This window comes from Micromonospora sp. WMMC264 (assembly GCF_027497275.1).
Taxonomy (GTDB): Bacteria; Actinomycetota; Actinomycetes; order Mycobacteriales; family Micromonosporaceae; genus Micromonospora; species Micromonospora chalcea.
This window is the reverse complement of the sequence record NZ_CP114907.1, coordinates 3,461,007-3,484,907: the sequence shown is the minus strand read 5'-3', so window position 1 is coordinate 3,484,907 and position 23,901 is coordinate 3,461,007. Positions and strand designations below refer to the sequence as shown.

General features: G+C 73.3%; 20 protein-coding genes. 16 read left to right on the top strand and 4 right to left on the bottom strand.

Annotated features, from left to right (window positions below; all coding sequences use genetic code 11):
• Window position 1 precedes the first annotated feature (1 nt).
• Window positions 2–1,567 carry an N-acetylmuramoyl-L-alanine amidase gene (locus tag O7542_RS14820; RefSeq protein WP_281604752.1) on the bottom strand — a complete coding sequence of 522 codons (1,566 nt, stop codon included), beginning with the start codon at window positions 1,565–1,567 and terminating at the stop codon, window positions 2–4.
• 154 nt (window positions 1,568–1,721) lie between these two features.
• Here O7542_RS14820 and O7542_RS14815 point away from each other — a divergent pair, with 154 nt between their 5' ends.
• Window positions 1,722–2,630, top strand: coding sequence for a hypothetical protein (locus O7542_RS14815; RefSeq protein WP_233514691.1), 909 nt, complete (start codon window positions 1,722–1,724; stop codon window positions 2,628–2,630).
• 363 nt (window positions 2,631–2,993) lie between these two features.
• A complete protein-coding gene (locus O7542_RS14810) occupies window positions 2,994–4,031 on the top strand; it encodes an aminotransferase class V-fold PLP-dependent enzyme (protein ID WP_113973156.1) in 1,038 nt (345 codons plus the stop codon).
• Between the two features lie 21 nt (window positions 4,032–4,052).
• Here the strand turns inward: O7542_RS14810 and O7542_RS14805 are convergent, their stop codons facing one another.
• Window positions 4,053–5,225: an acyl-CoA dehydrogenase family protein gene (locus tag O7542_RS14805; RefSeq protein ID WP_043324984.1), complete on the bottom strand. Its 1,173-nt coding sequence runs from the start codon at window positions 5,223–5,225 to the stop codon at window positions 4,053–4,055.
• A gap of 87 nt (window positions 5,226–5,312) precedes the next feature.
• On the opposite strand from O7542_RS14805, the gene O7542_RS14800 reads away from it, so the two are divergent.
• The 6 genes from O7542_RS14800 (at window position 5,313) to O7542_RS14775 (ending at window position 11,573) form a co-directional block, all read left to right on the top strand.
• On the top strand, window positions 5,313–5,966 hold the full coding sequence (locus tag O7542_RS14800) for a TetR/AcrR family transcriptional regulator C-terminal domain-containing protein (protein ID WP_043324983.1): 654 nt from the start codon (window positions 5,313–5,315) through the stop codon (window positions 5,964–5,966).
• A gap of 48 nt (window positions 5,967–6,014) precedes the next feature.
• On the top strand, window positions 6,015–7,457 hold the full coding sequence (locus O7542_RS14795; protein WP_281604751.1) for an aldehyde dehydrogenase family protein: 1,443 nt from the start codon (window positions 6,015–6,017) through the stop codon (window positions 7,455–7,457).
• Window positions 7,454–8,530, top strand: a complete 1,077-nt coding sequence (locus O7542_RS14790; protein ID WP_281604750.1) for a zinc-binding dehydrogenase — start codon at window positions 7,454–7,456, stop codon at window positions 8,528–8,530. Before O7542_RS14795 ends, O7542_RS14790 begins: the two co-directional genes overlap by 4 nt.
• An 88-nt stretch (window positions 8,531–8,618) precedes the next feature.
• Window positions 8,619–9,254: a transcriptional regulator gene (locus O7542_RS14785; protein WP_281604749.1), complete on the top strand. Its 636-nt coding sequence runs from the start codon at window positions 8,619–8,621 to the stop codon at window positions 9,252–9,254.
• Window positions 9,255–9,387: 133 nt separating this feature from the next.
• On the top strand, window positions 9,388–10,956 hold the full coding sequence (locus O7542_RS14780) for an MFS transporter (RefSeq protein ID WP_064448531.1): 1,569 nt from the start codon (window positions 9,388–9,390) through the stop codon (window positions 10,954–10,956).
• A gap of 11 nt (window positions 10,957–10,967) precedes the next feature.
• Window positions 10,968–11,573, top strand: coding sequence for a TetR/AcrR family transcriptional regulator (locus O7542_RS14775; protein ID WP_030502541.1), 606 nt, complete (start codon window positions 10,968–10,970; stop codon window positions 11,571–11,573).
• Window positions 11,574–11,597: 24 nt separating this feature from the next.
• Here the strand turns inward: O7542_RS14775 and O7542_RS14770 are convergent, their stop codons facing one another.
• Together O7542_RS14770 and O7542_RS14765 are read right to left on the bottom strand one after the other, a co-directional pair.
• Window positions 11,598–13,517: a helix-turn-helix domain-containing protein gene (locus tag O7542_RS14770; RefSeq protein ID WP_209964175.1), complete on the bottom strand. Its 1,920-nt coding sequence runs from the start codon at window positions 13,515–13,517 to the stop codon at window positions 11,598–11,600.
• 14 nt (window positions 13,518–13,531) lie between these two features.
• Window positions 13,532–14,314 (bottom strand): 3-hydroxybutyrate dehydrogenase, encoded by a 783-nt coding sequence (locus tag O7542_RS14765; RefSeq protein WP_030502539.1) that lies wholly within the window; start codon window positions 14,312–14,314, stop codon window positions 13,532–13,534.
• A 184-nt stretch (window positions 14,315–14,498) separates the two neighbouring features.
• Here O7542_RS14765 and ruvC point away from each other — a divergent pair, with 184 nt between their 5' ends.
• From ruvC to O7542_RS14725, 8 genes are all read left to right on the top strand, one after another.
• Entirely contained in the window at window positions 14,499–15,026 is a 528-nt protein-coding gene (gene ruvC, locus O7542_RS14760; protein ID WP_030502538.1) for a crossover junction endodeoxyribonuclease RuvC, read from the top strand.
• The gene (gene ruvA, locus O7542_RS14755; protein WP_043324978.1) at window positions 15,023–15,625 is read left to right on the top strand and encodes a Holliday junction branch migration protein RuvA; all 603 of its coding nucleotides are present in this window, start codon (window positions 15,023–15,025) and stop codon (window positions 15,623–15,625) included. Before ruvC ends, ruvA begins: the two co-directional genes overlap by 4 nt.
• Window positions 15,622–16,686, top strand: a complete 1,065-nt coding sequence (gene ruvB / locus O7542_RS14750) for a Holliday junction branch migration DNA helicase RuvB (RefSeq protein WP_043324977.1) — start codon at window positions 15,622–15,624, stop codon at window positions 16,684–16,686. Before ruvA ends, ruvB begins: the two co-directional genes overlap by 4 nt.
• A gap of 140 nt (window positions 16,687–16,826) precedes the next feature.
• On the top strand, window positions 16,827–17,171 hold the full coding sequence (yajC, locus tag O7542_RS14745) for a preprotein translocase subunit YajC (RefSeq protein ID WP_036343450.1): 345 nt from the start codon (window positions 16,827–16,829) through the stop codon (window positions 17,169–17,171).
• Between the two features lie 223 nt (window positions 17,172–17,394).
• Entirely contained in the window at window positions 17,395–19,302 is a 1,908-nt protein-coding gene (gene secD / locus O7542_RS14740) for a protein translocase subunit SecD (RefSeq protein ID WP_176722758.1), read from the top strand.
• 1 nt (window position 19,303) lies between these two features.
• Entirely contained in the window at window positions 19,304–20,497 is a 1,194-nt protein-coding gene (gene secF, locus O7542_RS14735) for a protein translocase subunit SecF (RefSeq protein ID WP_043324975.1), read from the top strand.
• 98 nt (window positions 20,498–20,595) lie between these two features.
• Window positions 20,596–21,162, top strand: coding sequence for an adenine phosphoribosyltransferase (locus O7542_RS14730; protein ID WP_043324974.1), 567 nt, complete (start codon window positions 20,596–20,598; stop codon window positions 21,160–21,162).
• Window positions 21,163–21,413: 251 nt separating this feature from the next.
• A complete protein-coding gene (locus O7542_RS14725) occupies window positions 21,414–23,861 on the top strand; it encodes a bifunctional (p)ppGpp synthetase/guanosine-3',5'-bis(diphosphate) 3'-pyrophosphohydrolase (RefSeq protein ID WP_176722760.1) in 2,448 nt (815 codons plus the stop codon).
• The last annotated feature ends 40 nt before the right edge of the window (window positions 23,862–23,901 follow it).

The following is a 23,901-nucleotide window of genomic DNA, read 5'->3' as shown; positions in this document are numbered from 1 at the left end:
GCTAGACGCGGGTGACGCGGATGGCGTCGGCGATCACGTACCCGGTGCTGCCGGACCACCTGCTGACACCGACCTTGTTGGCGTCACCGGCGGCCAGGGTGAAGGTGCCCAGTGACCGCCACGCACCGCCGTTGGCGCCCTGGTTCACCGCTACCGTCTGGTTGCCGCTCGTCGTCGCGACGATGTACGGCGTGGAGGTGTTGTAGCCGGCGACGGCCGGATACCAGACCTCCACCCGGTAGGTGGCCGTCGCCGGGATGTTCACCTTGTACCAGGCGGTGTCGCTGGCCGCGACGGGGTTGGCGTACCGGTAGTCGGCACCGTAGCGCTGCGCCGAGTACGTCGAGGTGCCCCAGTTGGCGCTCGCGGTGAACCGGCCGGCGGTGGTGTTGTCCACGATCGTCGACCAGGCGGTCGGCGGGGGAGTGGTGCCGCCGGTGACGAGCTGCATGTAGTAGGTCCAGTTCCAGTTCGACCCCGGGTCGGTGTGCGTGGCGCCCGGCACCTGGTTGTGCCCGATGATGTTGGTGCGGGTCTTCGGGATGCCGTACTTGTCGCACAGGAAGCGGGTCAGCGCCGCCGACGACCGGTACATCGCGTCGGTGTACCAGGAGGCGTTGTCGACGTACCCCTCGTGCTCGATGCCGATCGACTGGGTGTTGTAGGTCCAGTTGCCGGCGTGCCAGGCGATGTCCTTGTCCCGCACCATCTGGGTCACCGCGCCGTCGGAGGAGCGGAGCAGGTAGTGCGCGCTGGTGCCGGCGGCGGCGTTCTGGAACCAGCTGATCGAGCCGGCGTAGCTGCCCTGCATGGTGTGGATGACGATGTAGTTGATCGGGTACGCCGACTCGCGGCTGGAGACCGTGTAGTTGGACGAGTTGGCGGGCACCCATGCGGCCGGGCCGTAGTCGGTGCTCAGGGTGCCGAAGTCGCCGGTGCCCAGCGGCGCCACGGCGGCGTACCGGCCCCGCTGCGGCGCGACCGGACGGCCGTCCACGCTGACCTCGCCGCCGGCGGTGGTAGCGATGAAGCCCCGGGCGAGCAGGTCGTACACGGCGTCCGCGTACAGCCGGGCGGTGGCCGCGTCCGTCGAGCCGCCGTAGCGGGCGATCGGGACGTACCACTGATTGACGTCGTCGCGCTGCGCCGCGGTCAGCCCGGCCTCGTCGGCGTAGGAGCGCAGCACGGCCGCCGCGCCGGCCACGTTCGCCGCGTCCCGGGTACGCAGGTCGGCCCGGTCCAGCCGGGTCCGGCGTGCGGCCTCGTCCAGCGTCCGTACCTTCGGGTTGCTGGTCAGGTGCATCACGCCGTATCCGCCGGAGGCGCTGGGCTGCCCGCCGTGACCGTCCAGTCGGGTCTCGGCGTACCCGAGCGCGGCGAGCAGGTCGCGCGGCACGTCGGAGCCGGCGGCGGCCCGGTCGAAGGCCGCGGCGAGCGGTGGCGCGGCGAGCGGCTGAGCGCCGTGCGCAGGCGCGGCGTGGGCCGGCTGGCCGGTCAGGCCGATCATGAGGATCACGGCGCCGCCGAGCAGGTGGCTCACCCGGCGCGAGGGTCTCCGAACTGTCACGTCACTCCTCGTCGACTGCATGGGGCGACTGGCTCCCGTCGCCGGTTCGCCGCACCTTATAGCGTGACGTTCGTCTATGTCGATACCTTGCGTCGAAGGGCAGTTTGCTGAAGACTTCCTTCAGATGCGGAGCTGTCCCCGTACCGTCGCGGTCTTGCCCGCCGCGCCGCGGCCGGGCAGCATCGTGCGGATGCCGCCCACCGACCTGCTGCTCGTCCGTGACCTGGTGCCCGACTTCCTGGCCCGCGCCGAACGGTCCGGCCCGCCGTGGACCTCCCGCTACCTGGCCGGGCACCCGGACGTGGTCCGGGCGCTGCGCCGCGACGGCGGCTGGTCCGACGCAGCCGGCGTGGCCGCCGCCCTGGACGGGCTCCGCGGCCGCGCCACCGAGCTGGCGGCACGAGCCGAGACGGTACGCGCGCTGCTGCCCGGCGGCGTCGCGGCGGTGGCCGGCGCGCTGGGCTGGTCCGGCGACGGCGGGCCGGTCGAGTGCGTGGTGCTGGTCGGGCGCAACCAGGCCAACGGCTGGGCCGGTGAGCTGAACGGCAGGTACGCGCTCTTCCTCGCCGTGGAACAGCTCGGCCCGCCCGAGGATCTCGACCTGCTGGTACGGCACGAGGCCGCGCACGTGGTGCACGACCGCGGCGCCGCGATCCGCGACTGGCCCGAGTACGGGGTGGCGAACGCCCTGTTCACCGAAGGGCTCGCCACCCAGGTGACGGCGGAGCTGGACCCCGGGCGGCCGGACGAGGAGTACCTCTGGTTCGGCCGGCCCGGCCACCGGCAGTGGCTCGACGAGTGCCGCCGCCGGTGGCCGGAGATCCTGCGCCGGGTCCGCGCCGACCTCGACGCCACCGACGTCGAGCACCACGCCCCGTACTTCCTGATGCGGGACTCGCCGCTGGCCGACGGCCTGCCCAAGCGGTGCGGCTACCTGGTCGGCCTGACCGTGGTACGACACCTGCGCCGCCACCACTCCCTGCGAGACCTGGCCACCTGGCCCCTGCCCCGGGTCCGCGAGGAGCTCACTGCCGCACTCCCCAACCTCCCCCCACCCCCCTGACCCTCCCCACCCCACCGCGTCGATCATGAAGTTGACGGCACCTGACGTCCGATTTGTCGCCGCCAACTTCATGATCGACAGGACGGGGGGTTGGTGCGTTGGTGCTCCCGCCTGGCCCCGCGATCTTGCACATTCCGCCCCTCGGCCTCGTTCCGCCGCGCGATTTTGTACATCTCGCCGCCCCCAACGCCCTCGTTCTGCCGCGATCTTGCAGCTTCGGCCCCACCGATGGCCTGTTTGCCCCGATTCGCCGGGGCCGAAAGTGCAAGATCGCGGGGGCGGGGGCGGGGGCGGGGGTGCGGGGGCCACGGGGGTGGGATTGGTGGTGTCGGGGGTGGGGTGGGGGTGGTTAGCGTCGGGGGCATGGAGCTGGAGCAGGCACGGAAGTTGTGGCAGCCGGAACCGGGCTGGTTGAACACCGCCACCTACGGGCTGCCGCCCGAGCCGGTGTGGGACGCCGTGCAGCGGGTGCTCGCCGACTGGCGGGGCGGACGGGTGTCGTTCGAGGTGTGGGACGAGTCGGTGGACCGGTCCCGGGCCGCGTTCGCCCGGCTGACCGGCGTGGACGCCGCCGACGTGAGCATCGGTTCCGCCGTGTCGCAGCTGGTCGCGCCGATCGCGGCGAGCCTGCCGGAGGGTGCGACTGTGGTGGTGCCCGAGAGCGAGTTCACCTCGATCCTGTTCCCCTGGCTCGTCCAGCAGGAGCGCGGGGTGCGGGTCCGCACCGTGCCGCTGGCCGGCCTGGTCGACGCGATCGACGCCGGCACCGACCTGGTGGCGTTCAGCGTGGTGCAGTCCGCCGACGGCGTCGTGGCCCCGTACGACGAGATCGTCGCGGCGGCCCGGGCGCACGGCGCCGTCGTGGTGGTCGACGCCACGCAGGCGTGCGGGTGGCTGCCGTTCGCCGCGGACCGGGCGGACGCGGTGGTGGTCGGGGCGTACAAGTGGTTGATGGCACCGCGCGGCGCGGCCTTCGCCTACCTGGCGCCGGAGCTGCGCGAGCGGATTCGCCCGGACGCGGCCGGGTGGTTCGCGGGCAAGGACCCGCACGCCTCCTACTACGGACTGCCGCTGCGCCTGGCCGACGACGCCCGGCGCTTCGACATCTCCCCGTCCTGGCTGTGCTACGTCGGGGCCGCGCCCGCGCTGGAGTTGCTCGCCGACCTCGATCCGGAGGCGGTGCGCGCGTACGACGTGGGGCTGGCCAACCGGTTCCTGACCGGGCTGGGCCGCCCGCCCGGCGACAGCGCGATCGTCTCCGTGGACGTGCCGGACGCGCAGGAACGGCTGGCCCGCGCCGGGGTGCGCGCGGCGGTCCGGGCGGGCCGGGTCCGCGCCTCGTTCCACCTGTACACGACCGAGGAGGACGTGGACCGGGCGGTCGAGGCGCTGACCGGCTGACCGCTGCGGTCGGGTGACAGCTCAGGCCAGGTGCCCGCCGATCTTCGTGTAGCCGCGCAGCAGGTCCCGGGAGATGATCAGCCGCTGCATCTCGTCGGTGCCCTCGAAGATCCGGTAGAGCCGGACCTGCCGGTACCAGCGTTCGATCGGCAGCTCGCGGGTGTAGCCCATGCCGCCGTGGATCTGCAGCGCGCGGTCCACCACCCGGTTGACCATGCCGGCGCCGTAGAGCTTGCCCATCGAGGAGGCGTGCCGGGGGTCGAGGCCCTGGTCGACCGTCCAGGCCGAGCGCAGGATCAGCCAGCGGGCCGCCTCCAGTTCGGTCTCCGAGTCGGCGATCATCCACTGGATGGCCTGGTTGGTGGCGATCGGCGCGCCGAACGTCTCCCGCGTGTTGGCGTGGTCGATCGCCATCTGGAGGACTCGTTCGGCGATGCCGACGGCGTGCGACGGGATGGTGTAGCGGCCCTTGCCGATCCACTCCATGCCGAGCGTGAAGCCCTGCCCGATCTCGCCGAGGATGTTGCGGTGCGGCACCCGTACGCCGTCGAAGATCAGCGAGGCCGGGCCGCCCTCGCCCATGGTCTGGATGAACTCCGAGCGCCAGCCCATCGCGCGGTCCACCAGGAAGGCGGTGGCGCCGCCGCGGCGGGCGCCCTTCTCCGGGTCGGTCACGGCGACCACGATGGCGAAGTCGGCGTCGTTGCCGTTGGTGATGAACGTCTTCTCGCCGTCGAGGATCCAGTCGTCGCCGTCGCGGCGGGCGCGCAGCTTGATGTTCGCCGCGTCGGAGCCCGCGCCGGGCTCGGTGATGGCGAAGCAGGAGATCCGTTCCCCCTCGATGGTGGGGATGAGGAACTCGCGCTTCTGCTCCTCGGTGGCGTGGAACAGGATGTTGTCGGCTTCGCCGCCGAAGCGGAACGGCACGAAGGTGCGGCCCAGCTCGGTCCAGATCAGCGACTGCATGACCGCCGGCAGCGCCATGCCGCCGTACTCCTCCGGGGTGGCCAGCCCCCAGAAGCCGAACTTCTTCGCCTTGAGCTGCAGTTCGCGCAGCTCGGAGCGGTCGAGGCCGGGCTGGTGGGCGCGCTCGCGGCGCAGCACCTCCGCCTCCAGCGGCATCACCTCGCGGGTGACGAACGTGCGAACGGTGTCCCGGATCGCGCGTTCCTCGTCGGACAGTGCGAAGTCCACGGTTCCCCCTCAGGTCGACTGGCTATAAACTAGCGCTGGAAGTTTTCCCGCGTCCAGACCCGATGTCGAAAGGAGGATGATGATCAGGTGCCCCGACCCCGACAGGCCCTGCTCACCCGCGACCGGATCGTCGAGACCGCGCTGGCGCTGATCGACGCCGACGGGCTGGACGCGCTCTCCACCCGGCGGCTCGCCGCCGCGCTGGGCGTACGCGGCCCCTCGCTCTACAACCACTTCGCCACCAAGGAGGAGATCCTCGACGCGGTGGCCGACGGCGTCGCGGCGACCGTGGACATCGGCGTCTTCGACGAGTACGAGTGGCTCGACGCGCTCGGCCGCTGGGCGCGCTCGTACCGGGCCGCGCTGGCCGCGCACCCGAACATCGTGCCGTACCTGGCGCAGGGGCCGGGCCGGCGTCCGGCCGCGCTCGCCATGGCCGACGCGGTCTACGGCGCGCTGGTCCGGGCCGGCTGGCCGCCCGCGCGGGCCACCCACATCGGCGCCGCGATGCGCTACTTCGTGGCCGGGTCCGCGCTCGGCTCGTTCGCCCGCGGCTTCGTCGAGGACCCCTCGCTCTACGCCGCGCACCCGCACCTCAACCAGGCGCACCGCCTCGCCGGCCACCAGCGCAGCGTGGACGAGGGGGCGTTCGCGCTCGGCCTGGACGCGCTGCTGCACGGCCTCGCCGCCGAGTACGCGGCCACCGTCGCCCCGCTGGAACGGGTCGGCGGTCCGGAGTAGCGTCCAAACTCCCACCGCTAGTTTCCACCGCCGCCCCCGAAGGACGCCATGGATCTCGCCGCCGCCCCGCCCGCCCTGCTGACGCGCCGCCACCTGCACATCTCCGGTGACTGGGCCGACCCGTCGTCGGACGACACCGTCCCGGTGGAGAACCCGGCCACCGCGAGCATCATCGGCGAGGTGCCGGCCGGTACGCCGGCCGACGTGGACCGCGCGGTCGCCGCCGCCCGCGCCGCGTTCCCCGGCTGGGCCGCAACCGCCCCCGGGCAGCGGGCCGCGCACCTGGACCGGCTGCACACCGCGCTCGCCGCGCGCGCCGACGAGATCGCCCGCACCGTGGCCACCGAGCTGGGCACCCCGCTCAAGCTCGCCACCCGCGTCCAGGCCGGGCTGCCGCTCAAAGTGCTGCGGAGCATGGTCGACCTGGCCGCCCGCCCGGCCGCCGAGCACACGGTCGGCAACTCGCTCGTCGTCCGCGAGCCGGTCGGCGTGGTCGGTGCGATCACCCCGTGGAACTACCCGCTGCACCAGGTGGTCGCGAAGGTCGCGCCCGCGCTCGCCGCCGGGTGCACCGTGGTGCTCAAGCCCAGCGAGTTGACGCCGCTCACCGCGTACCTGCTGTTCGACGCGATCACCGACGCCGGCCTGCCGCCCGGCGTGGTGAACCTGGTGCCCGGCACCGGCCCGGTGGTCGGCGAGGCGCTGGCCGCGCACCCCGACGTCGACCTGGTCTCGTTCACCGGCTCCACCGCCACCGGCCGGCGCATCGCCCACCTGGCCGCCGAGCGGATCGCCCGGGTGTCGCTGGAACTCGGCGGCAAGTCCGCGAACATCGTCCTGGCCGACGCCGATCTGCCCACCGCGGTCAAGGTCGGCGTCGGCAACGCGCTGCTCAACTCCGGGCAGACCTGCACCGCCTGGACCCGGATGCTCGTACACCGCGACCGCTACGACGAGGCCCTGGACCTGGTCGCGGCGGCGGTGGCCGGCTACCGGCTCGGCGACCCCTTCGACCCGGCCACCCGGCTGGGCCCGCTCGCCTCCGCCGCGCAGGCCCGGCGGGTACGCGACCACGTGGACCGGGCGCTCGCCGACGGCGCCCGGCTCGTCGCCGGCGGCCCGGACGCGCCGCTGCCGCCGCAGGGGCACTTCGTCGCGCCCACCGTCTTCGCCGACGTGCACCCGGACAGCGCGCTCGCCCAGGAGGAGGTGTTCGGCCCGGTGCTCGCGGTGATCCCGTTCGCCGACACCGACGAGGCGGTCGCCATCGCCAACAACTCCCGGTACGGGCTGGCCGGCGCGGTCTGGTCCGCCGACCCCGACGCGGCGCTGGCGGTGGCCCGGCGGATGCGTACCGGTCAGGTGGACGTCAACGGCGGCGCGTTCAACCCGCTCGCCCCGTTCGGCGGCTACAAGCAGTCCGGCCTGGGCCGGGAACTGGGCGCGTACGGCGTGGAGGAGTTCACCGAGCTGAAGGCGATCCAGCGGTGAGGGCGCTGGTGGTACGCGGCCGGGGCGAGACCCCGGCGGTCGAGGAGGTACGCCTGCCCGCCCCCGGCCCGGGCGAGCTGCGGGTACGCATCCGCGCCGCCGGCATCTGCCACTCCGACCTGGCCATGGTGGACGGCACGCTGGCGCCCGCGTACCCGCTGGTGCTGGGCCATGAGGCGACCGGCGTGGTGGCCGAGGCCGGGCCGGACACGACGATCGCGGTCGGCACGCCAGTGGTGCTCAACTGGGCGCCGGCCTGCCGGGACTGCTGGCACTGCCGGCACGGTGAGCCGTGGCTCTGCGCGGCCAACCTCAACCCGTCGACACCCCGGGGTGAGACGGCCGCCGGTGAGCCCCTCGCGGTCACGCTCGGGCTCGGCGCGCTCGCCGAGGAGGTGGTGGTGCCGCAGCGCGCCGCCGTACCGGTGCCGGCCGGGCTGCCGCCGGAGCAGGCCGCCGTGCTGGGCTGCGCGGTGCTCACCGGCGTCGGCGCGGTCCGCAACACCGCGCGGGTCGCGCCCGGCGAGTCGGTAGCGGTGATCGGGCTCGGCGGGGTGGGCCTGGCCGTGCTGACCGCCGCGCGGCGGGCCGGCGCGTCGCCGATCCTCGCCGTGGACGTGGTGGAGGCGAAGCGGGACCTGGCGCTCGCGGCCGGGGCCACCGACTTCCTGCGCTCCGACGACACGCTGGGCAAGCAGATCCGGGCGCGCACCGACGGGCGCGGCGTGGACCACGCCTTCGAGTGCGTCGGCCGGTCCGCCACCATCCGCGCCGCCTGGCGGGCGACGCGGCGCGGGGGAGCGGTCACAGTGGTCGGCATGGGCGGCAAGGACGACATGCTCAGCCTCTCCGCGCTGGACATCTTCCACTCCGCCCGCACGCTGCGCTCCTCGGTGTACGGCTCGACCGACCCGGACCGGGAGGTGCCGGAGCTGGCCGCCGCGCTCGCCGCCGGTGATCTCGACCTCGGCCCGCTGGTGAGCGGCACGGTGCCGCTGGCGGAGGCGCCCGATGCGCTGGAGCGGCTGGCCCGTGGCGAGGGCGCCCGCTGGGTGGTGACCTTCCCGGACTGACCGGCCGATCCGGATCCGCCGTCGGCGCATCCGGATCGGCCGGTGCGAGCGAACCCCTGGGTAGGAGAGCTACCCGGGGGTACGTCCGTTGCTGACCGAGAACATGCCGGCCGGGGCCGCCGAGACGGCCCGCAAACGGCTGACCGCCGCCGCCGAGGACCTGGACGACAACCAGGTCGCCGGGCTGCTGCTCGACCTGGCCGCCGAGGCCGGCGTGGTGCCCGCCTGGGAACAGGTCTGCCTGCCGCTGCTCGGCTCGCTGCGCGGCGACAGCGCCGCCGAGATCGCGATGGAGCACGCCCTCTCCGAGGGGCTGCGGGTCGGGCTGGACGTGTTCGGCCGCGAGCCGACCCGGCCGCTGCCCGCCCAGGGTGTGCTGCTGGCCGGCGCCGAGCACGAGACGCACTGCCTCGGGCTGCACGCGCTCGCCGCGGCGCTGCGCGAGCGCGGGCGCGGCGCGCTGCACCTCGGCCCGGCCCTGCCCTGGTCGGCGCTGGCCAGCGCGGCGGCGCGGGTCCGTCCGCGGGTGGTGGTGGTCTGGTCGCAGACCCCGGTGACCGGCCGCGCGTACCGCCTGGTCCGCCTGCGGCGGGACCTGCCGGGGGTACGGGTGCTCGCCGCCGGCCCGGGTTGGATCGAGCCGTTCCCGCCCACCTCGGCCGTGCCGCAGCGCCTCACCACGCTCGGCGAGGCCGCGCTGGCCTGCCTGCATAGCGCCACCTGACGCCGAGAAGTGACCTGGCACACATTCGATACGAACCGGTTCCGTATCGAAATCCTCGCGCCTACGCTCGTCACCGTTACGAGTCTGACCCGTATCGTATTTCGACGCGGGGGAGCCGGGGGGAGAACCTGCAGTGGAACCACACGGGAACACCGGACACCCGAGGAGGTGGGCGATCCTCGGGGTGCTGGTGATCAGCCTCCTCGTGGTCGTCCTCGACAACACCATCCTCAACGTCGCGCTGCGCACCCTCGCCGACCCGGTGCACGGCCTCGGCGCCACCCAGGGCGAGCTGGAATGGGCGATCAACTCCTACACGCTCGTCTTCGCCGGGCTGCTGTTCACCTTCGGCGTGCTCGGTGACCGGCTCGGCCGCCGCCGCTTCCTGGTCCTGGGCCTGGCGCTGTTCGGGCTGGCCTCGCTGCTGTCCGCGTACGCGCAGGACCCGGCCCAGCTCATCGCGGCCCGCGCGCTCATGGGCGTCGGCGGCGCGGCCATCATGCCGGTGACGCTCTCGATCATCTCCAACGTCTTCGACCCGCGTGAGCGGGCCAAGGCGATCGGCGTCTGGGCCGGCGCGGTCGGCCTCGGCGTGGCGATCGGCCCGGTGCTCGGCGGCGCGCTGCTGGAGCGCTTCTGGTGGGGCTCGGTCTTCCTGATCAACGTGCCGGTGGTGGCGCTCGGCGTGGTGCTGGTCGCGGCCCTGGTGCCGGAGTCCCGCGACCCGAAGCCCGGCCGGGTCGACGTGCCCGGAGTGCTGCTGTCGGTGGTCGGCCTGGTCGCGCTCACGTACGGCATCATCGACGGCGGCGAGCACGGCTTCGACCGGCCGCAGGTGTGGGTAGCGGTGCTGGGCGGTCTCGCGGTGCTCGGCTGGTTCATCGCCCACGAGCTGCGCAGCGACCACCCGTCGCTGGACGTACGGCTGTTCCGGGTGCCCCGCTTCGCCGCCCCGGTGGCGCTGGTCGGGCTGGTCTTCTTCGCCGCCATGGGCGTGATGTTCTTCGGCGCGTTCTACCTGCAGCTGGTCCGCGGCTACAGCCCGCTGGAGAGCGGCCTGCTGTTCCTGCCGTTCGCGGTGGCCCAGCTGATCTTCGCCCCGCGCAGCGCGGCGATGGTCCGCCGCTACGGCGGCCGGTCGGTGGCGGCGGTCGGACTGCTGCTCACCGCCACCGCGCTGGGCGCGTTCGTCTTCATCGACGCGGACACCCCGATCTGGATCTTCTCGGCGCTCGGCTTCCTCCAGGGCGCCGGCATGGCCAACATCATGCCCCCGGCCACCGAGTCGATCATGTCGTCGCTGCCCCGGGAGAAGGCCGGTGTCGGTTCGGCGGTCAGCAACACCGTGCGGCAGGTCGCCGGCGCGCTCGGCGTGGCGGTGCTCGGCTCGGTGCTCTCCGCCGTCTACCGCGACCAGGTCGCCCCGGCGGTGGCCGCCCTGCCCGCGCCGGTACGCGACGCGGCCCGCGAGTCGGTCTCCGGGGCGTACGCGGTCGCCGACCGGCTCGGCCCGGCCGCGCCGCGACTCATCGACGCGGCGAACGACTCCTTCGTCTCGGCCATGCACTGGGCCGCCGGCGTCTCGGCGGTGGTGGCCGCGCTCGGCCTCGTCATCGTGCTGCGCTGGATGCCCGGCCGGCCGGTCGCCGCCGCCGGTGGTGCGACCCCCGCCACGGACCGGGAGCTGGCCGGGGCCGCGTAGGTTCGTGGACAATGTCTGACATGACTTCCACGGCGGATGCTCCGCGGTCGCCCGGACGACCGCGGAGCACCCGCGCGGACGAGGCGATCGTGGACGCCACACTCGACCTGCTGGCCGAGGGCAACAGCGTCGAGTCGCTGAGCATCGAGGCGATCGCGGCCCGCGCCGGAGTCGGCAAGGCCACCATCTACCGCCGCTGGCCGGGTAAGGACGCGCTGCTGCTGGACGCGCTGCGCACGCTCAAGGGGCCCGCGCCGCACTGCGCCGGCCGTTCCGTCCGCGACGACCTGGTGCTGCTCGTCGGCGCCGTCGGCCAGCACGCCGACCCCCGGGCCCGCAAGATCATGCCGTGCCTGGTGCCCGAGGTGAACCGCAGCTCGGCCCACCGGCAGGCGTACGAGGCGATCGTCGAGCCGCGCCGCGAGGCGTTGCGCGAGGTGCTGCGCCGCGCGATCGAGCGCGGCGAACTCCGCGCCGACATCGACATCGAGGTGACCATGGCGCTGCTCACCGCGCCGATGCTCACCCAGCGGATGCTGCACTGGCACGCCGGGGACGAGCGGGTGGTGCCCGAGCGGATCGTGGACACCGTCCTGGACGGCCTGCGCGTCCGCTGAGACCGGGTCGCAGTGCCCGGCCGCTCAGCGAGTGGGCGTGCGCAGCCGGTGCAGGCGCAGCGCGAGCTGCACCTCCAGCGCCCGATCCGGGCGCTGCCAGTCCGCGCCGAGCAGCTGCCCGACCCGTTCCAGCCGCTGGGTGACCGTGTTCACGTGCACGTGCAGCTGCTCGGCGGCCCGGGCCAGGCTGCCGCCCACCCCGAAGTACGCCTCCAGCGTCTTCACCAGCGCCGTGCCCCGCCGGGCGTCGTAGTCCACCACCGGACCCACTGTCGCGGTGAGGAATCCGGCCACGTCCCGGTCCCCGGCGTCGCCCACCGCGCCCAGCAGCAGCCCGACGAAGCCCAGCTCGGCGGTGCTCGCCCCCTGCCCGGCCCGCCCCAGCGCGCCCAGCGCGGACAGGCAGCGCTCCGCCTCGGCGAACGTGACTGCGAGCGACGCCGGCCCGGTCGAGGGGCCGCTCGCCCCCGCCGTCACCGGCCGCCCGGTCACCCGCGACAGGTCCCGGGCCACCGCCCGGGCCGCGCCGCCCGCGTCCCGGCCCGGCAGCATCAGCACCACCCGCCCGTCGCGCGCCGCCGCCAGGCCGCCCCGGGTCGAGGCGTACGTGGTGGCCCAGGACAGCACCCGCTGCCGGGCCGAGCCGGTCTCGGCGAACGCGTCGTCGCCGACCGCCACCAGCACGTGCGGCGCGTCCAGGTCCACCCCGATGCGGCGGGCCCGCGCCCGCAGCGCGTCCGCGTCGCGCAGCGGCCGGGCGATCAGGTCGTCCAGCAGCTCGCCGCGCACGCGCCCCTCCGCCTCGGCCACCGTGCGGCGGAACAGCAGCAGCAACGCGGTCACCAGCGCGGCCCGCTCCAGGATGCGCTGGTCGGCGTCGACCAGCTCGTCGTCCGGGCGCAGCACCAGCGCGCCCAGGTTCTCCGCGCCGGCCACCACCGCGGCGTACCAGAGCGGACCCCGGCGCACGCTGCGCCCCTCGGTACGCGACGCGGCGACCGCCTCCACGATGTCCGCCCGGTCCGGCTCCTCGATCTCGCCGACCCGGGCCAGCCGCCGGCCCTCGGCATCAAGCGCCAACAGCGCGCCGCCGAGAACCTCGGTGACCGCCGCGGCCACGTCCTCCATCCCGCCGCCGCGCACCACCAGCGCGGTCATCCGGTCGTGCGCGGCGGCGGCACGCTCCACCGAGCTGCTGTGCGCCCGGATCGTGCTGTTCGCCGCCGACAGCTCGGCCAGCGCCGCCCGCGTCTCGGCCAGCAGCCGCGCGGTGTCGATCGCCACCGCCGCGTGCGCCGCCAGCGACACCAGCAGCGACACCTCCTCGCGGGCGAACGGCCGGGCCGAGCGGTTCGCCGCGTACAGCACGCCGATCACGCTGGAGCCCAGCCGCAGCGGCACGCCCAGGATGGCCACCAGGCCCTCCTCGCCCACCCCGCCGTCGATCTCGCCGGTGTGCCGGAACCGCTCGTCCTCCTGGTAGTTCGAGGTGACGTACGGCGTCCCGGTCTGCGCCACCAGGCCGCCCAGGCCGTCGCCCAGCTCCAGCCGCAGCCGCTGGAACCGGGCCGAGATCGAGCCGTCGGTCACCCGCATGTACGTGTCGCCGCGCTCCTCGTCGTTGAGCGTCATGTACGCCACGTCGGTGCCGAGCAGGATCCGCGCCCGGTGCACGATCGCGTGCAGCACGTCGTCCAGGTCGCGCAGCCCGGCCAGGTCGCTCGCGGTGTCGTAGAGGCCGGACAGCTCGGTCTCCCGGCGCCGCCGCCGGGCCAGCAGCGCCCGTACCCGCAGCGCCACCACCTTCGCCTGCTCCAGCTCGGCCAGCCGGTCGGCGGGCAGCCCGGCGGCGCGCGCGGCCACCAGCGGACCCTCGAACTCGACCGCGGCGGCCTCGCGCGCCAGCAACTCCAGGAACTCGACCGGCGACGACATGACCGACATTGTGCGTGGCGCCACTAGTTCGCCGTCCAGCCCCCGTCGAGGGCGATCGAGGCGCCGGTGAGGAACGCGGCCGGCGGGGAGCACAGGTACGCCAGCAGCTCGGCCACCTCCTCCGGCTCGATCAGCCGCTTGATCGCCGCCCGGGCCAGCATGATCTTCTCGACCACCTCGTCCTCGCCGATGCCGTGCGTGGCCGCCTGGTCGGCGATCTGGCTCTCCACCAGCGCGGTCCGCACGTACGCCGGGTTGATGCAGTTGGCGGTGACGCCGTGCGCGGCGCCCTCCAGCGCGACCACCTTGGACAGGCCCTCCAGCGCGTGCTTGGCCGAGACGTACGCGGCCTTGAACGGCGAGGCGCGCAGCCCGTGCACCGAGGAGATGTTGACGATCCGGCCCCAGCCGTTCGCGTACATCCGGGGCAGCGCCCGGCGCACGAGCAGGAACGGCGCCTCGACCATCACCCGCTGGATGTACTCGAAGCGCTCGACCGGGAAGTCCTGCACCGGCGAGACGTGCTGCAGGCCGGCGTTGTTGACCACGATGTCGGCGTCGACGTCGAGGCGGTCCACCGCCGCCGGGTCGGCGAGGTCGATCCCGACCGCCCGGCCACCGGCCTCGGCGGCCACCGCCCCGGCCGCCGCCTCGTCGCGGTCCAGCACCACCACTGTCGCGCCGGCCGCCGCGAGGCGCAGGGCGCAGGCGCGTCCGATGCCGCTGCCGCCGCCGGTGACCAGCGCGGTACGGCCGGTCAGGTCGACGTGTACGACGTGGGGGACCACCACGGGTTCTGCCGTCATGGCGCATGAACGTACGAGCCGGGTGCCCCCTGGCACATGGGGCGGCGACACATACTCCACCGCTCGGGTGTGTGGTGCGCCGCGTCACCGGCCGCGCCCGGCGTGTCCGGCCGACCCGCCGTCGGCGGGCACCAGTAGGGTGTGTCGAACACACGTACTGCTGGCGGCTCGGGGAGGAGGCGGCGTGCGCGTGCTGGGCGTCGACCCGGGGCTGACCCGGTGCGGGGTCGGCGTGGTCGAGGGCGTGCCGGGCCGCCCCTGCACGCTCGTGGCCTACTACGTGGTCTACACCGACCCGGCCGACGACCTGCCGCTGCGCCTGCTGCACCTGGACCGCTCGCTCACCGACCTGGTCGCCGAGCACCGCCCGGACGCGGTCGCCGTGGAGCGCGTGTTCAGCCAGCACAACGTCCGCACCGTGATGGGCACCGCGCAGGCCAGCGGCGTCGCGGTGCTCGCCGGGGCCCGGGCCGGGCTGCCGGTGACGACGTACACGCCGAGCGAGGTGAAGGCGGCGGTGACCGGCTCCGGCCAGGCCGACAAGGCGCAGATGACGGCGATGGTCACCCGGCTGCTGCGGCTGCCCGAGCCGCCGAAACCGGCCGACGCCGCCGACGCGCTGGCGCTGGCCATCTGTCACGTGTGGCGCGGCGGCACCCGGTCCAAGCTGGCCGAGGCCGCGCAGCGGGCCCGACGAGGAGGGACGCGATGATCGCGAGCGTACGCGGCACGGTGACCGCCACCGGCCCGGATCACGCGGTGGTGGAGGTGGGCGGCATCGGCCTGGCCGTGCAGTGCGCCCCCGGCACGATCGCCGAGCTGCGCGTGGGCCAGCCGGCCCGGCTGGCGACCAGCCTGGTCGTCCGGGAGGACTCGCTCACCCTCTACGGCTTCGCCGACGACGACGCCAAGCAGCTGTTCGAGCTGCTCCAGACCGCCAGCGGGGTCGGTCCCCGGCTGGCCCAGGCGGTGCTCGCCGTGCACACGCCGGATGCGGTCCGCAAGGCCATCGCCAACGCCGACACCGCGGCGCTGACCCGGGTGCCGGGCATCGGCAAGAAGGGCGCCGAGCGGCTGGTGCTGGAGCTGCGCGACCGGATCGGCCCGGTGCCGGTGGGCGCCGACGGCGCGGCCGGGGTGACCGCCGGCGCCTGGCCGGAGCAGGTCCGCCAGGCCCTCGTCGGGCTGGGCTGGACGGCCGCCCAGGCCGAGCAGGCGGTGGCCGCGGTGGCGGAGACCGTGGACGGTGAGACGCCGCCGGTGCCGGTCCTGCTCAAGCAGGCGATCCGCCTCCTGGGCCGGACCCGATGAGCGGGGAGAACCTGGTCTCGGCGTACGTCGACGACGCCGAGCGGGACGCGGAGGCGAGCGTCCGGCCGAAGCGGCTGGCCGAGTTCATCGCCCAGGACCGCGTCCGGGACCAGCTCGACCTGCTGCTGCAGGGCGCGATGCGGCGTGGCTCGCCGCCGGACCACATCCTGCTGTCCGGTCCGCCCGGCCTGGGCAAGACCAGCCTGGCCAACATCGTCGCCGCCGAGCTGGGCGCGGGGATCCGGGTGACCAGCGGCCCGGCCATCGAGCGCTCCGGCGACCTGGCCGCGATCCTGACCAGCCTCGCCGAGGGCGACGTGCTGTTCATCGACGAGATCCACCGGATCGCCAAGCCGGCCGAGGAACTGCTCTACAGCGCCATGGAGGACTTCCGCGTCGACGTGGTGGTCGGCAAGGGCCCGGGCGCGACGGCCATCCCACTCGACGTGGAGCCGTTCACGCTGGTCGGCGCCACCACCCGGTCCGGCCTGCTGACCGGGCCGATGCGCGACCGCTTCGGCTTCGTCGCGCACCTCGACTTCTACGCCCCGGCCGACCTGGAGACGCTGCTGCACCGGTCGGCCCGGATCCTCGGCGTGCCGATCACCGCTGACGGCGCGGCCGAGATCGCCGGCCGGTCCCGCGGCACCCCGCGTATCGCCAACCGGCTGCTGCGCCGGGTGCGCGACTACGCCGAGGTGCGGGCCGAGGGGGTGGTCACGCTGGAGACCGCCCGGGCCGCGCTGACCGTCTACGACGTGGACGCGCTCGGCCTGGACCGGCTCGACCGGGCGGTGCTGACCGCGCTCGTCGACTCGTTCCGGGGCGGCCCGGTGGGCCTGTCCACGCTGGCGGTCGCGGTGGGGGAGCAGCCGGACACGGTCGAGGAGGTCTGCGAGCCGTTCCTGGTGCGGGCCGGCCTGCTGGCGCGTACGCCGCGGGGGCGGGTGGCGACGGAGGCCGCTTGGCGGCATCTGGGCCGCAACCCGCCGAATGGTACATTTGGTGCGGATACCTCTTCGGGGCCCGATCTCTTCTCGGTGCAGACCGACCAGCCGTGATCCGTTCGTGATCTGTGCCGCATTCGGTCTTCTCAGGAGCAGGGACTAGACTTCGCCGCGGTTTGTACAGGACGTGAGAATCCGCTTCCGCTGCGGCGCCCTCCGGCGCCGGGACGGAGGCCAACCGGAAGGTCTACACCGTGCTTTACGCAGCAGCGAGTGGCGGGGGAGCCGGCGGTCTGACGCCGATCCTGATGATCGCTCTGCTCTTCGTCGTCATGTACTTCATGATGATCCGACCGCAGCAGAAGCGCCGCCGCGAGGCCGAGCAGATGCAGTCCGCCCTGGCCCCGGGCGACGAGGTGGTCACCATCGGCGGCCTGCACGGCACTGTCACCGCGGTCGAGGACGAGACCGTCCTGCTGGAGGTGGCCCCGGGGGTGCAGACCCGGTATGCCCGCCCCGCCGTGGCCCGCGTGATCAAGCGCGCCGAGGCGCCGGCCGCCGAGACGATCAGCGAGGAAGCCGAGCCGGTCAAGGAGTGACTGCCGCCCCGGACGGGGCAGCGGAATCATCGGTACAAGTGGATAGTTGGGGTCGGCGCCCGGCGCCGGCACCCGGCCAGGCCGTGCGGCGCCCCCGCGCCGTGCCCCGGTCGGCGTGCCGTCGGCCGGTGCCGATCCGCCGGAGCAGTCGGGCGGACACCCCCGGCCCGACAGTTGTCGCCGCCGCGGAAGCGGCGCGACCGTACAGGGAGACAGGACAGCCGTGGCACCACCTCAGGGACAGATGCGGCCCGGACGGCAGCTCGCCGTGCTCGGGCTCATCTTCGTCGTCCTCTATCTTTTGGTGTTCTTCTCGGGCGGCGCCAGCGGTGGCTGGAAGGACCGGCTGGAGCCCCGGCTCGGCCTGGACCTCGTCGGCGGCACCCGGCTGACGCTCGAGGCCACAAACACCGTGGACGGCAAGCCGCCGACCGCCGGCAACCTCGAGGAGGCGCGCCAGATCATCGAGAGCCGGGTCAACGCCTACGGCGTGGCCGAGGCCGAGGTGGTCACCGAGGGCAACCGCAACATCGTCATCTCCCTGCCCGGCCAGAACCGGGACCTGACCGACGTGGGCAGCGCCGCCGAGCTGCGCTTCCGCAAGGTCCTCAAGGCCACCGACGGCAGCGGCGCCGCCGCCGCGCCCGCGCCGACCCCGAGCGTCGCTCCGTCCGGTACCGCCAGCCCGGCGCCGTCGGGCAGCGCGTCGCCGCAGGCGACCACGAGCCCCAAGGTCAGCGGGTCGCCGAGCGCCGGCGGACAGGGCGGCATGGCCCCGAACCCGAGCGCCAGCGCCTCGGCCACCCCGTCGGCCTCGCCGAGCGCCGCGTCCCCCAGCGCCAGCGCCAGCGCCGAGCCGGTGCCGCAGAGCATCGAGCAGCAGCGCAAGGCCGTCGAGCAGAAGGTCGGCGCGGCCGCCTGGGCCGCCGCCTCGGGCCTGCAGGCCCCGGCCGACCTCACCACCGACCCGACGCTCGCCGACAAGCTCAAGCCGTTCGGCACGCTCACTCCGCAGGAGGTCGCGGTCCTGCCGGTCGAGATGCAGTTCAACGTCCCGACCATCACCTGCGCCCAGCTCGACAAGCGCCCGGCCGCCTCGATCAAGGACGAGAAGCAGAAGGCGGTCGCCTGCGAGTCCGGCGCGAAATACCTCCTCGACGTGGCGAAGGTGCTCGGCACCGACGTCAAGAACGCCTCCGCCCAGCTCGACCAGACCAGCTCCTGGGTGGTCAGCCTCAACTTCACCGGCAAGGGCCAGGAGAAGTGGACCGCGCTGACCCGCGAGGCGTTCAACAACGAGGGCCAGGCCTGCGACCAGACCGCGCTCGGTCAGGACGGCAAGTGCCGGGTCGCCGTGGTCCTGGACAACGAGATCGTCTCGTCCCCGGAGATCCAGGGCGTGCTGACCGGTGACTCGCAGATCACCGGCAGCTTCGACAACAAGACCGCGAACGCGCTCGCCAGCCAGCTCCGCTACGGCGCGCTGCCGGTCACGTTCGAGCCGCAGGAGCAGCAGAACGTCACCGCGACGCTCGGCGACAGCCACCTCAAGGCGGGTCTGCTGGCCGCCGGCATCGGCATGCTGCTGGTCATCATCTACTCGTTCTTCTACTACCGGCTGCTCGGCTCGGTCATCTTCCTGAGCCTGGTGCTCTCCGCGCTGCTGGTCTTCGGCGCGCTCGTGGTGCTCGGCCGTTCGATCGGCTTCACGCTCACGCTCGCCGGCATCGCCGGCATGATCGTCTCACTGGGCGTCGCGGCGGACTCGTTCGTCATCTACTTCGAACGATTGAAGGACGAGATCCGGGAGGGCCGCAGCCCACGCAGCGCGGTGCCGCGCGCCTGGATCCGGGCCCGCCGGACGATCATCTCGGCGAACGCGATCACGCTGATGTCGGCGGTGGTGCTCTACATCGTGTCGGTCGGCGCGGTGAAGGGCTTCGCCTTCGCGCTCGGCCTGGCGACAGTGCTCGACCTGGTCGTCGTGTTCCTCTTCCGCCACCCGATCATGACGATGTTCGCCCGCACCCGGGCGTTCCTGTCGCCGCGGGTCAGCGGTCTGGGCCGGGCTCTGCCGGCCCGGTCGGCCGAGTCGGGCACCGCCCGCAACCCGCGTGTCAAGGAGGCCTGAGATGGCTAAGAACGGTCTGGCCGCCCGGCTCTACCGGGGCGAGGCGGATCTCAACATCGTCGGCCGCCGCAACCTATGGTTCGGCGTGGCGGGCGTCCTCGTCCTGATCGCGGTGCTCAGCTTCGCGATCAGCGGCTTCAAGCTCGGCATCGAGTTCGCCGGCGGCAACACGTTCCAGGTGCCGGCCAGCGTCGGCACGCTGGACCGGGCCGAGCAGACCGTCGACGAAGTGCTGGCCGACGAGGCGCCCGGCGTCGAGGTGGTGAGCGCGCAGAAGGTCGGCAGCACCAGCGGCGAGTTCTACGAGATGCGCACCGGGCAGCTCAGCGCCGAGCAGGCCAACGCGGCCAAGGCCGCGATGGCGGAGGAGTTCGGCATCCAGGCCGACCAGATCAGCGGCAGCCAGGTCTCCGAGGCGTGGGGCAGCCAGGTCACCTCCCGCGCCTTCCTCGGTCTGCTGATCTTCATCGCGGTGGTGTCGATCTACCTGGTGCTGCGCTTCGAGTGGCGGATGGCGGTCGCGGCGATCACCTCGCTGCTGACCAACCTGGTCCTCACCGCCGGCATCTACTCGCTGGTCGGCTTCGAGGTCACCCCGTCGACGATCATCGGCTTCCTCACGATCCTGGGCTTCGCGCTCTACGACGTGGTGGTGGTCTTCGACAAGGTGCAGGAGAACACACGCGGCATCACCGCGAACAACAACGTCACCTACGGCGAGGCGTCCAACCTGGCGCTCAACCAGAGCCTCATGCGGTCGCTGAACACCTCGGTGGTGGCGCTGCTGCCGGTCGGCGGCCTGCTCTTCATCGGCGCCGGCCTGCTCGGCGCGGGCACGCTGAAGGACCTCGGCCTGGTGCTGTTCGTCGGTATGGCGGTGGCGTTCCTGACCTCGATCGTGCTGGCCACCCCGCTGTTGGTGCTGCTGAAGAACATGGACCCGCGGATCAGCGCGCACAACAAGCGGGTGCTGTCCCGCCGGGCCGCGCTGGCCCGGGGCGAGATCACCCCGAAGGGCGCCTCGCGCGCCGCCCCGGCTGCCGACGCCGACGCGCCGATCGACCCGGAGGCCGCCGCGCTCGCGGGCGCCGCCCCCAAGGTCGGCGCCCGCCCGGCCGGCAAGCGTCCCAGCGGCGCCCGCGGCGGCCGACCCGCCGGGGGTGGCGGCAACCGGCCCGGCGGCAAGCGCCGCTGAACCACGGGCCCGGACGTAGTCGCGACGACGGCGTCCGTCATGCTGATGTCACGGCATGACGGACGCCGTCGTCGTTTCGAGAGGACATGGGACGCACTGTGACGGAGACCCACACCACGGGCGTACGCGGAGACAGCGGCCCGGAGGTCGCCCAGCTCGTCGCCAGCCGGTTGCTGGACGTGCCGGACTTCCCCAAGCCGGGTGTCGTGTTCAAGGATCTGATGCCGCTGTTCGCCGACGGTACGGCGTTCCGTGAGGTGATCGACGGCATCATCGCGTACCACGGGCGCGACTCGTTCGACGCCGTCGCCGGCATCGAGGCGCGTGGGTTCGTGCTCGCCGCGGCCGTCGCGTACGCCACCGGGGTCGGCGTGGTGCCGGTGCGCAAGGCCGGCAAGCTGCCCCGGGCGACGCACTCCGCCTCCTACGCGCTGGAGTACGGCGAGGCGACGCTGGAGGTGCACCAGGACGCCTTCACCGCCGGCCACCGCGTGCTGGTGCTCGACGACGTGCTCGCCACCGGCGGCACCGCCGAGGCGACGCTGGACCTGGTGGAGCGGGCCGGTGGCACGGTGACCGGGTTCACCGTGCTGCTGGAGCTGGGCTTCCTGGAAGGCCGCAAGCGGCTCGCGCCGCGTCCGGTCCACGCCCTGTTGACCGTTTGACCCGGCCCCGGCCGTCGGGCCGGTCGGCGCCGACCGTCCGGGGGAGCGGTGGCGTACCCTGCGTACGGGTAGCATTGCGCTTTGCCCGACCCGGCCGAGGTGTCCGGGGCGGCGAAGGCGCCGGGGCCCGGCCCCGGTGACCGCGCGGAACAACACCGGCCCCCGGGCCGGTTGAACCAGACGTCGGCCGAACGGCCGGCGCATCCCGGCGAGCGGTGAGGAGGCCGGTGTCCCACGATGTCGTCCCTCCGGTGGAGGGCACGGTGCACCCGACAGGCGACGCGGACGGCTCGGTGACCGAGCGCAGCGGCAACCCGCAGGCCCGGGCGACCGGCGCCACCGGCGGCGCGCCCGACGCGACGGCCGACGGCGGGGCGGTCGTGGTGCCGTTCCCGACCGAGGCTGCCGCCGACGCGGCGACCAGCGGCGGGTTCGCGCTCTCCAACGCGCCCACCGGCCGGCGGGTACGCGCCCGGCTGGCCCGGTTCAACGCGCCCTGGCAGACCTCGCAGGTCAGCGAGGTGCTGGAGCCGCTGATCGCGACGCACCGGGAGAACCACCCCAAGGCCGACGCGCGGCTGCTGCAGCGCGCCTTCGACACGGCCGCGCGGTGGCACTCGGGGCAGTACCGCAAGTCCGGCGACCCCTACATCACGCACCCGCTCGCGGTGGCGACCATCCTGGCGAACCTGGGCATGGACACCACCACGCTGGTCGCGGCGCTGCTGCACGACACCATCGAGGACACCGAGTACACGCTCGACGCGATGCGCGCCGACTTCGGCGGCGAGGTCGCGCTGCTCGTCGACGGCGTCACCAAGCTCGACAAGGTCAAGCTCGGCGACGCGGCCAAGGCCGAGACCATCCGCAAGATGGTCGTCGCGATGGCGAAGGACCCCCGGGTCCTGGTGATCAAGCTGGCCGACCGGCTGCACAACATGCGGACCCTGACCTTCCTGCCGCGCCCCAAGCAGGAGCAGAAGGCCAAGGAGACGCTGGAGATCCTGGCGCCGCTGGCGCACCGCCTCGGTATGAACACGATCAAGTGGGAGCTGGAGGATCTCGCCTTCGGCACGCTGTTCCCGAAGCGGTTCGAGGAGATCAACCGGCTGATCGGGGAGCACCAGCCGCAGCGCGAGGCGCTGCTGCGCCAGGTGACCCAGAAGGTGTCCACCGACCTGAAGGCCGCCAAGATCAAGGCGGAGACGACCGGGCGGCCGAAGCACCTCTACTCGATCTACCAGAAGATGATCGTGCGGGGGCGCGACTTCAACGACATCTACGACCTGGTGGGTGTGCGGATCCTGGTCGACACGGTGCGCGACTGCTATGCGGCGTTGGGGGTCATCCACGCCAACTGGCAGCCGGTGCCGGGCCGGTTCAAGGACTACATCGCCATGCCCAAGTTCAACATGTACCAGTCGCTGCACACGACTGTCATCGGGCCCACCGGCAAGCCGGTGGAGATGCAGATCCGCACGTACGCGATGCACCGCACCGCCGAGTTCGGCATCGCCGCGCACTGGAAGTACAAGGAGCACAAGGGCACGCCGGTGGTGGGCCCGCCGGCGCACATCGACGAGATGACCTGGCTGCGGCAGCTGCTGGACTGGCAGCGCGAGGCGGCGGACCCGAGCGAGTTCCTGGACGCGCTGCGGTTCGACCTGTCCAGCCAGGAGGTGTACGTCTTCACCCCCAAGGGCGACGTCATCCCGCTGCCGACCGGGTCGACGCCGGTGGACTTCGCGTACGCGGTGCACACCGAGGTCGGGCACAAGTGCATCGGCGCGCGGGTGAACGGCAAGCTGGTGCCGCTGGAGTCGACGCTCTCCAACGGCGACGTGATCGAGATCTTCACGTCGAAGTCCGACACGGCCGGCCCGACGCAGGACTGGCTCGGCTTCGTGAAGAGCCCGCGCGCGCGTACGAAGATCCGCCAGTACTTCAACAAGGAGCGGCGCGAGGAGGCGATCGAGGCCGGCAAGGACGCGATCGTCAAGGCGATGCGCAAGCAGGGCATGCCGTTGCAGCGGATGCTCACCTCGGACGCGCTGATGGCGATCGCGCGGGACCTGCACCTCGCCGACGTGGCCTCGCTGTACGCGGCGGTCGGCGACAGCCAGGTCTCCGCGCAGTCGGTCGTGCAGAAGCTGATGGCCTCCTACGGCGGCGAGGAGGGCGCGGCGGAGGACATCGCCGAGACCGCCGTCGCCACCCGGCCGCCGCGCAGCCGGCAGAGCAGCGCCGACCCGGGCGTGGTGGTCCGCGGCGTCAGCGACGTCTGGATCAAGCTGGCCCGCTGCTGTACGCCGGTGCCGCCGGACTCGGTGTTCGGTTTCGTCACCCGCTCCGGCGGGGTCAGCGTGCACCGGGACGACTGCGCCAACGCCGAGGACCTGCGCGCCCAGCCCGAGCGGGTGGTCGAGGTCAGCTGGAAGCTCACCTCGGCGTCCACGTTCCTGGTCGCCATCCAGGTCGAGGCGCTGGACCGGCACAAGCTGCTCGCCGACGTGACCCGGGTGCTGTCCGAGGAGCGGGTCAACATCCTCTCCGCGACCGTCACCACCACCCGGGACCGGGTGGCGGTGAGCCGGTTCAGCTTCGAGATGGCCGACCCGAAGCACCTGGGCCACCTGCTGGCCGCGGTACGCAAGGTCGACGGCGTGTTCGACGCGTACCGGGTCACCTCCGGGGCCTGAGCCACCACGTACGCGAAAGCGCCCGCCGGCTGCGATCAGC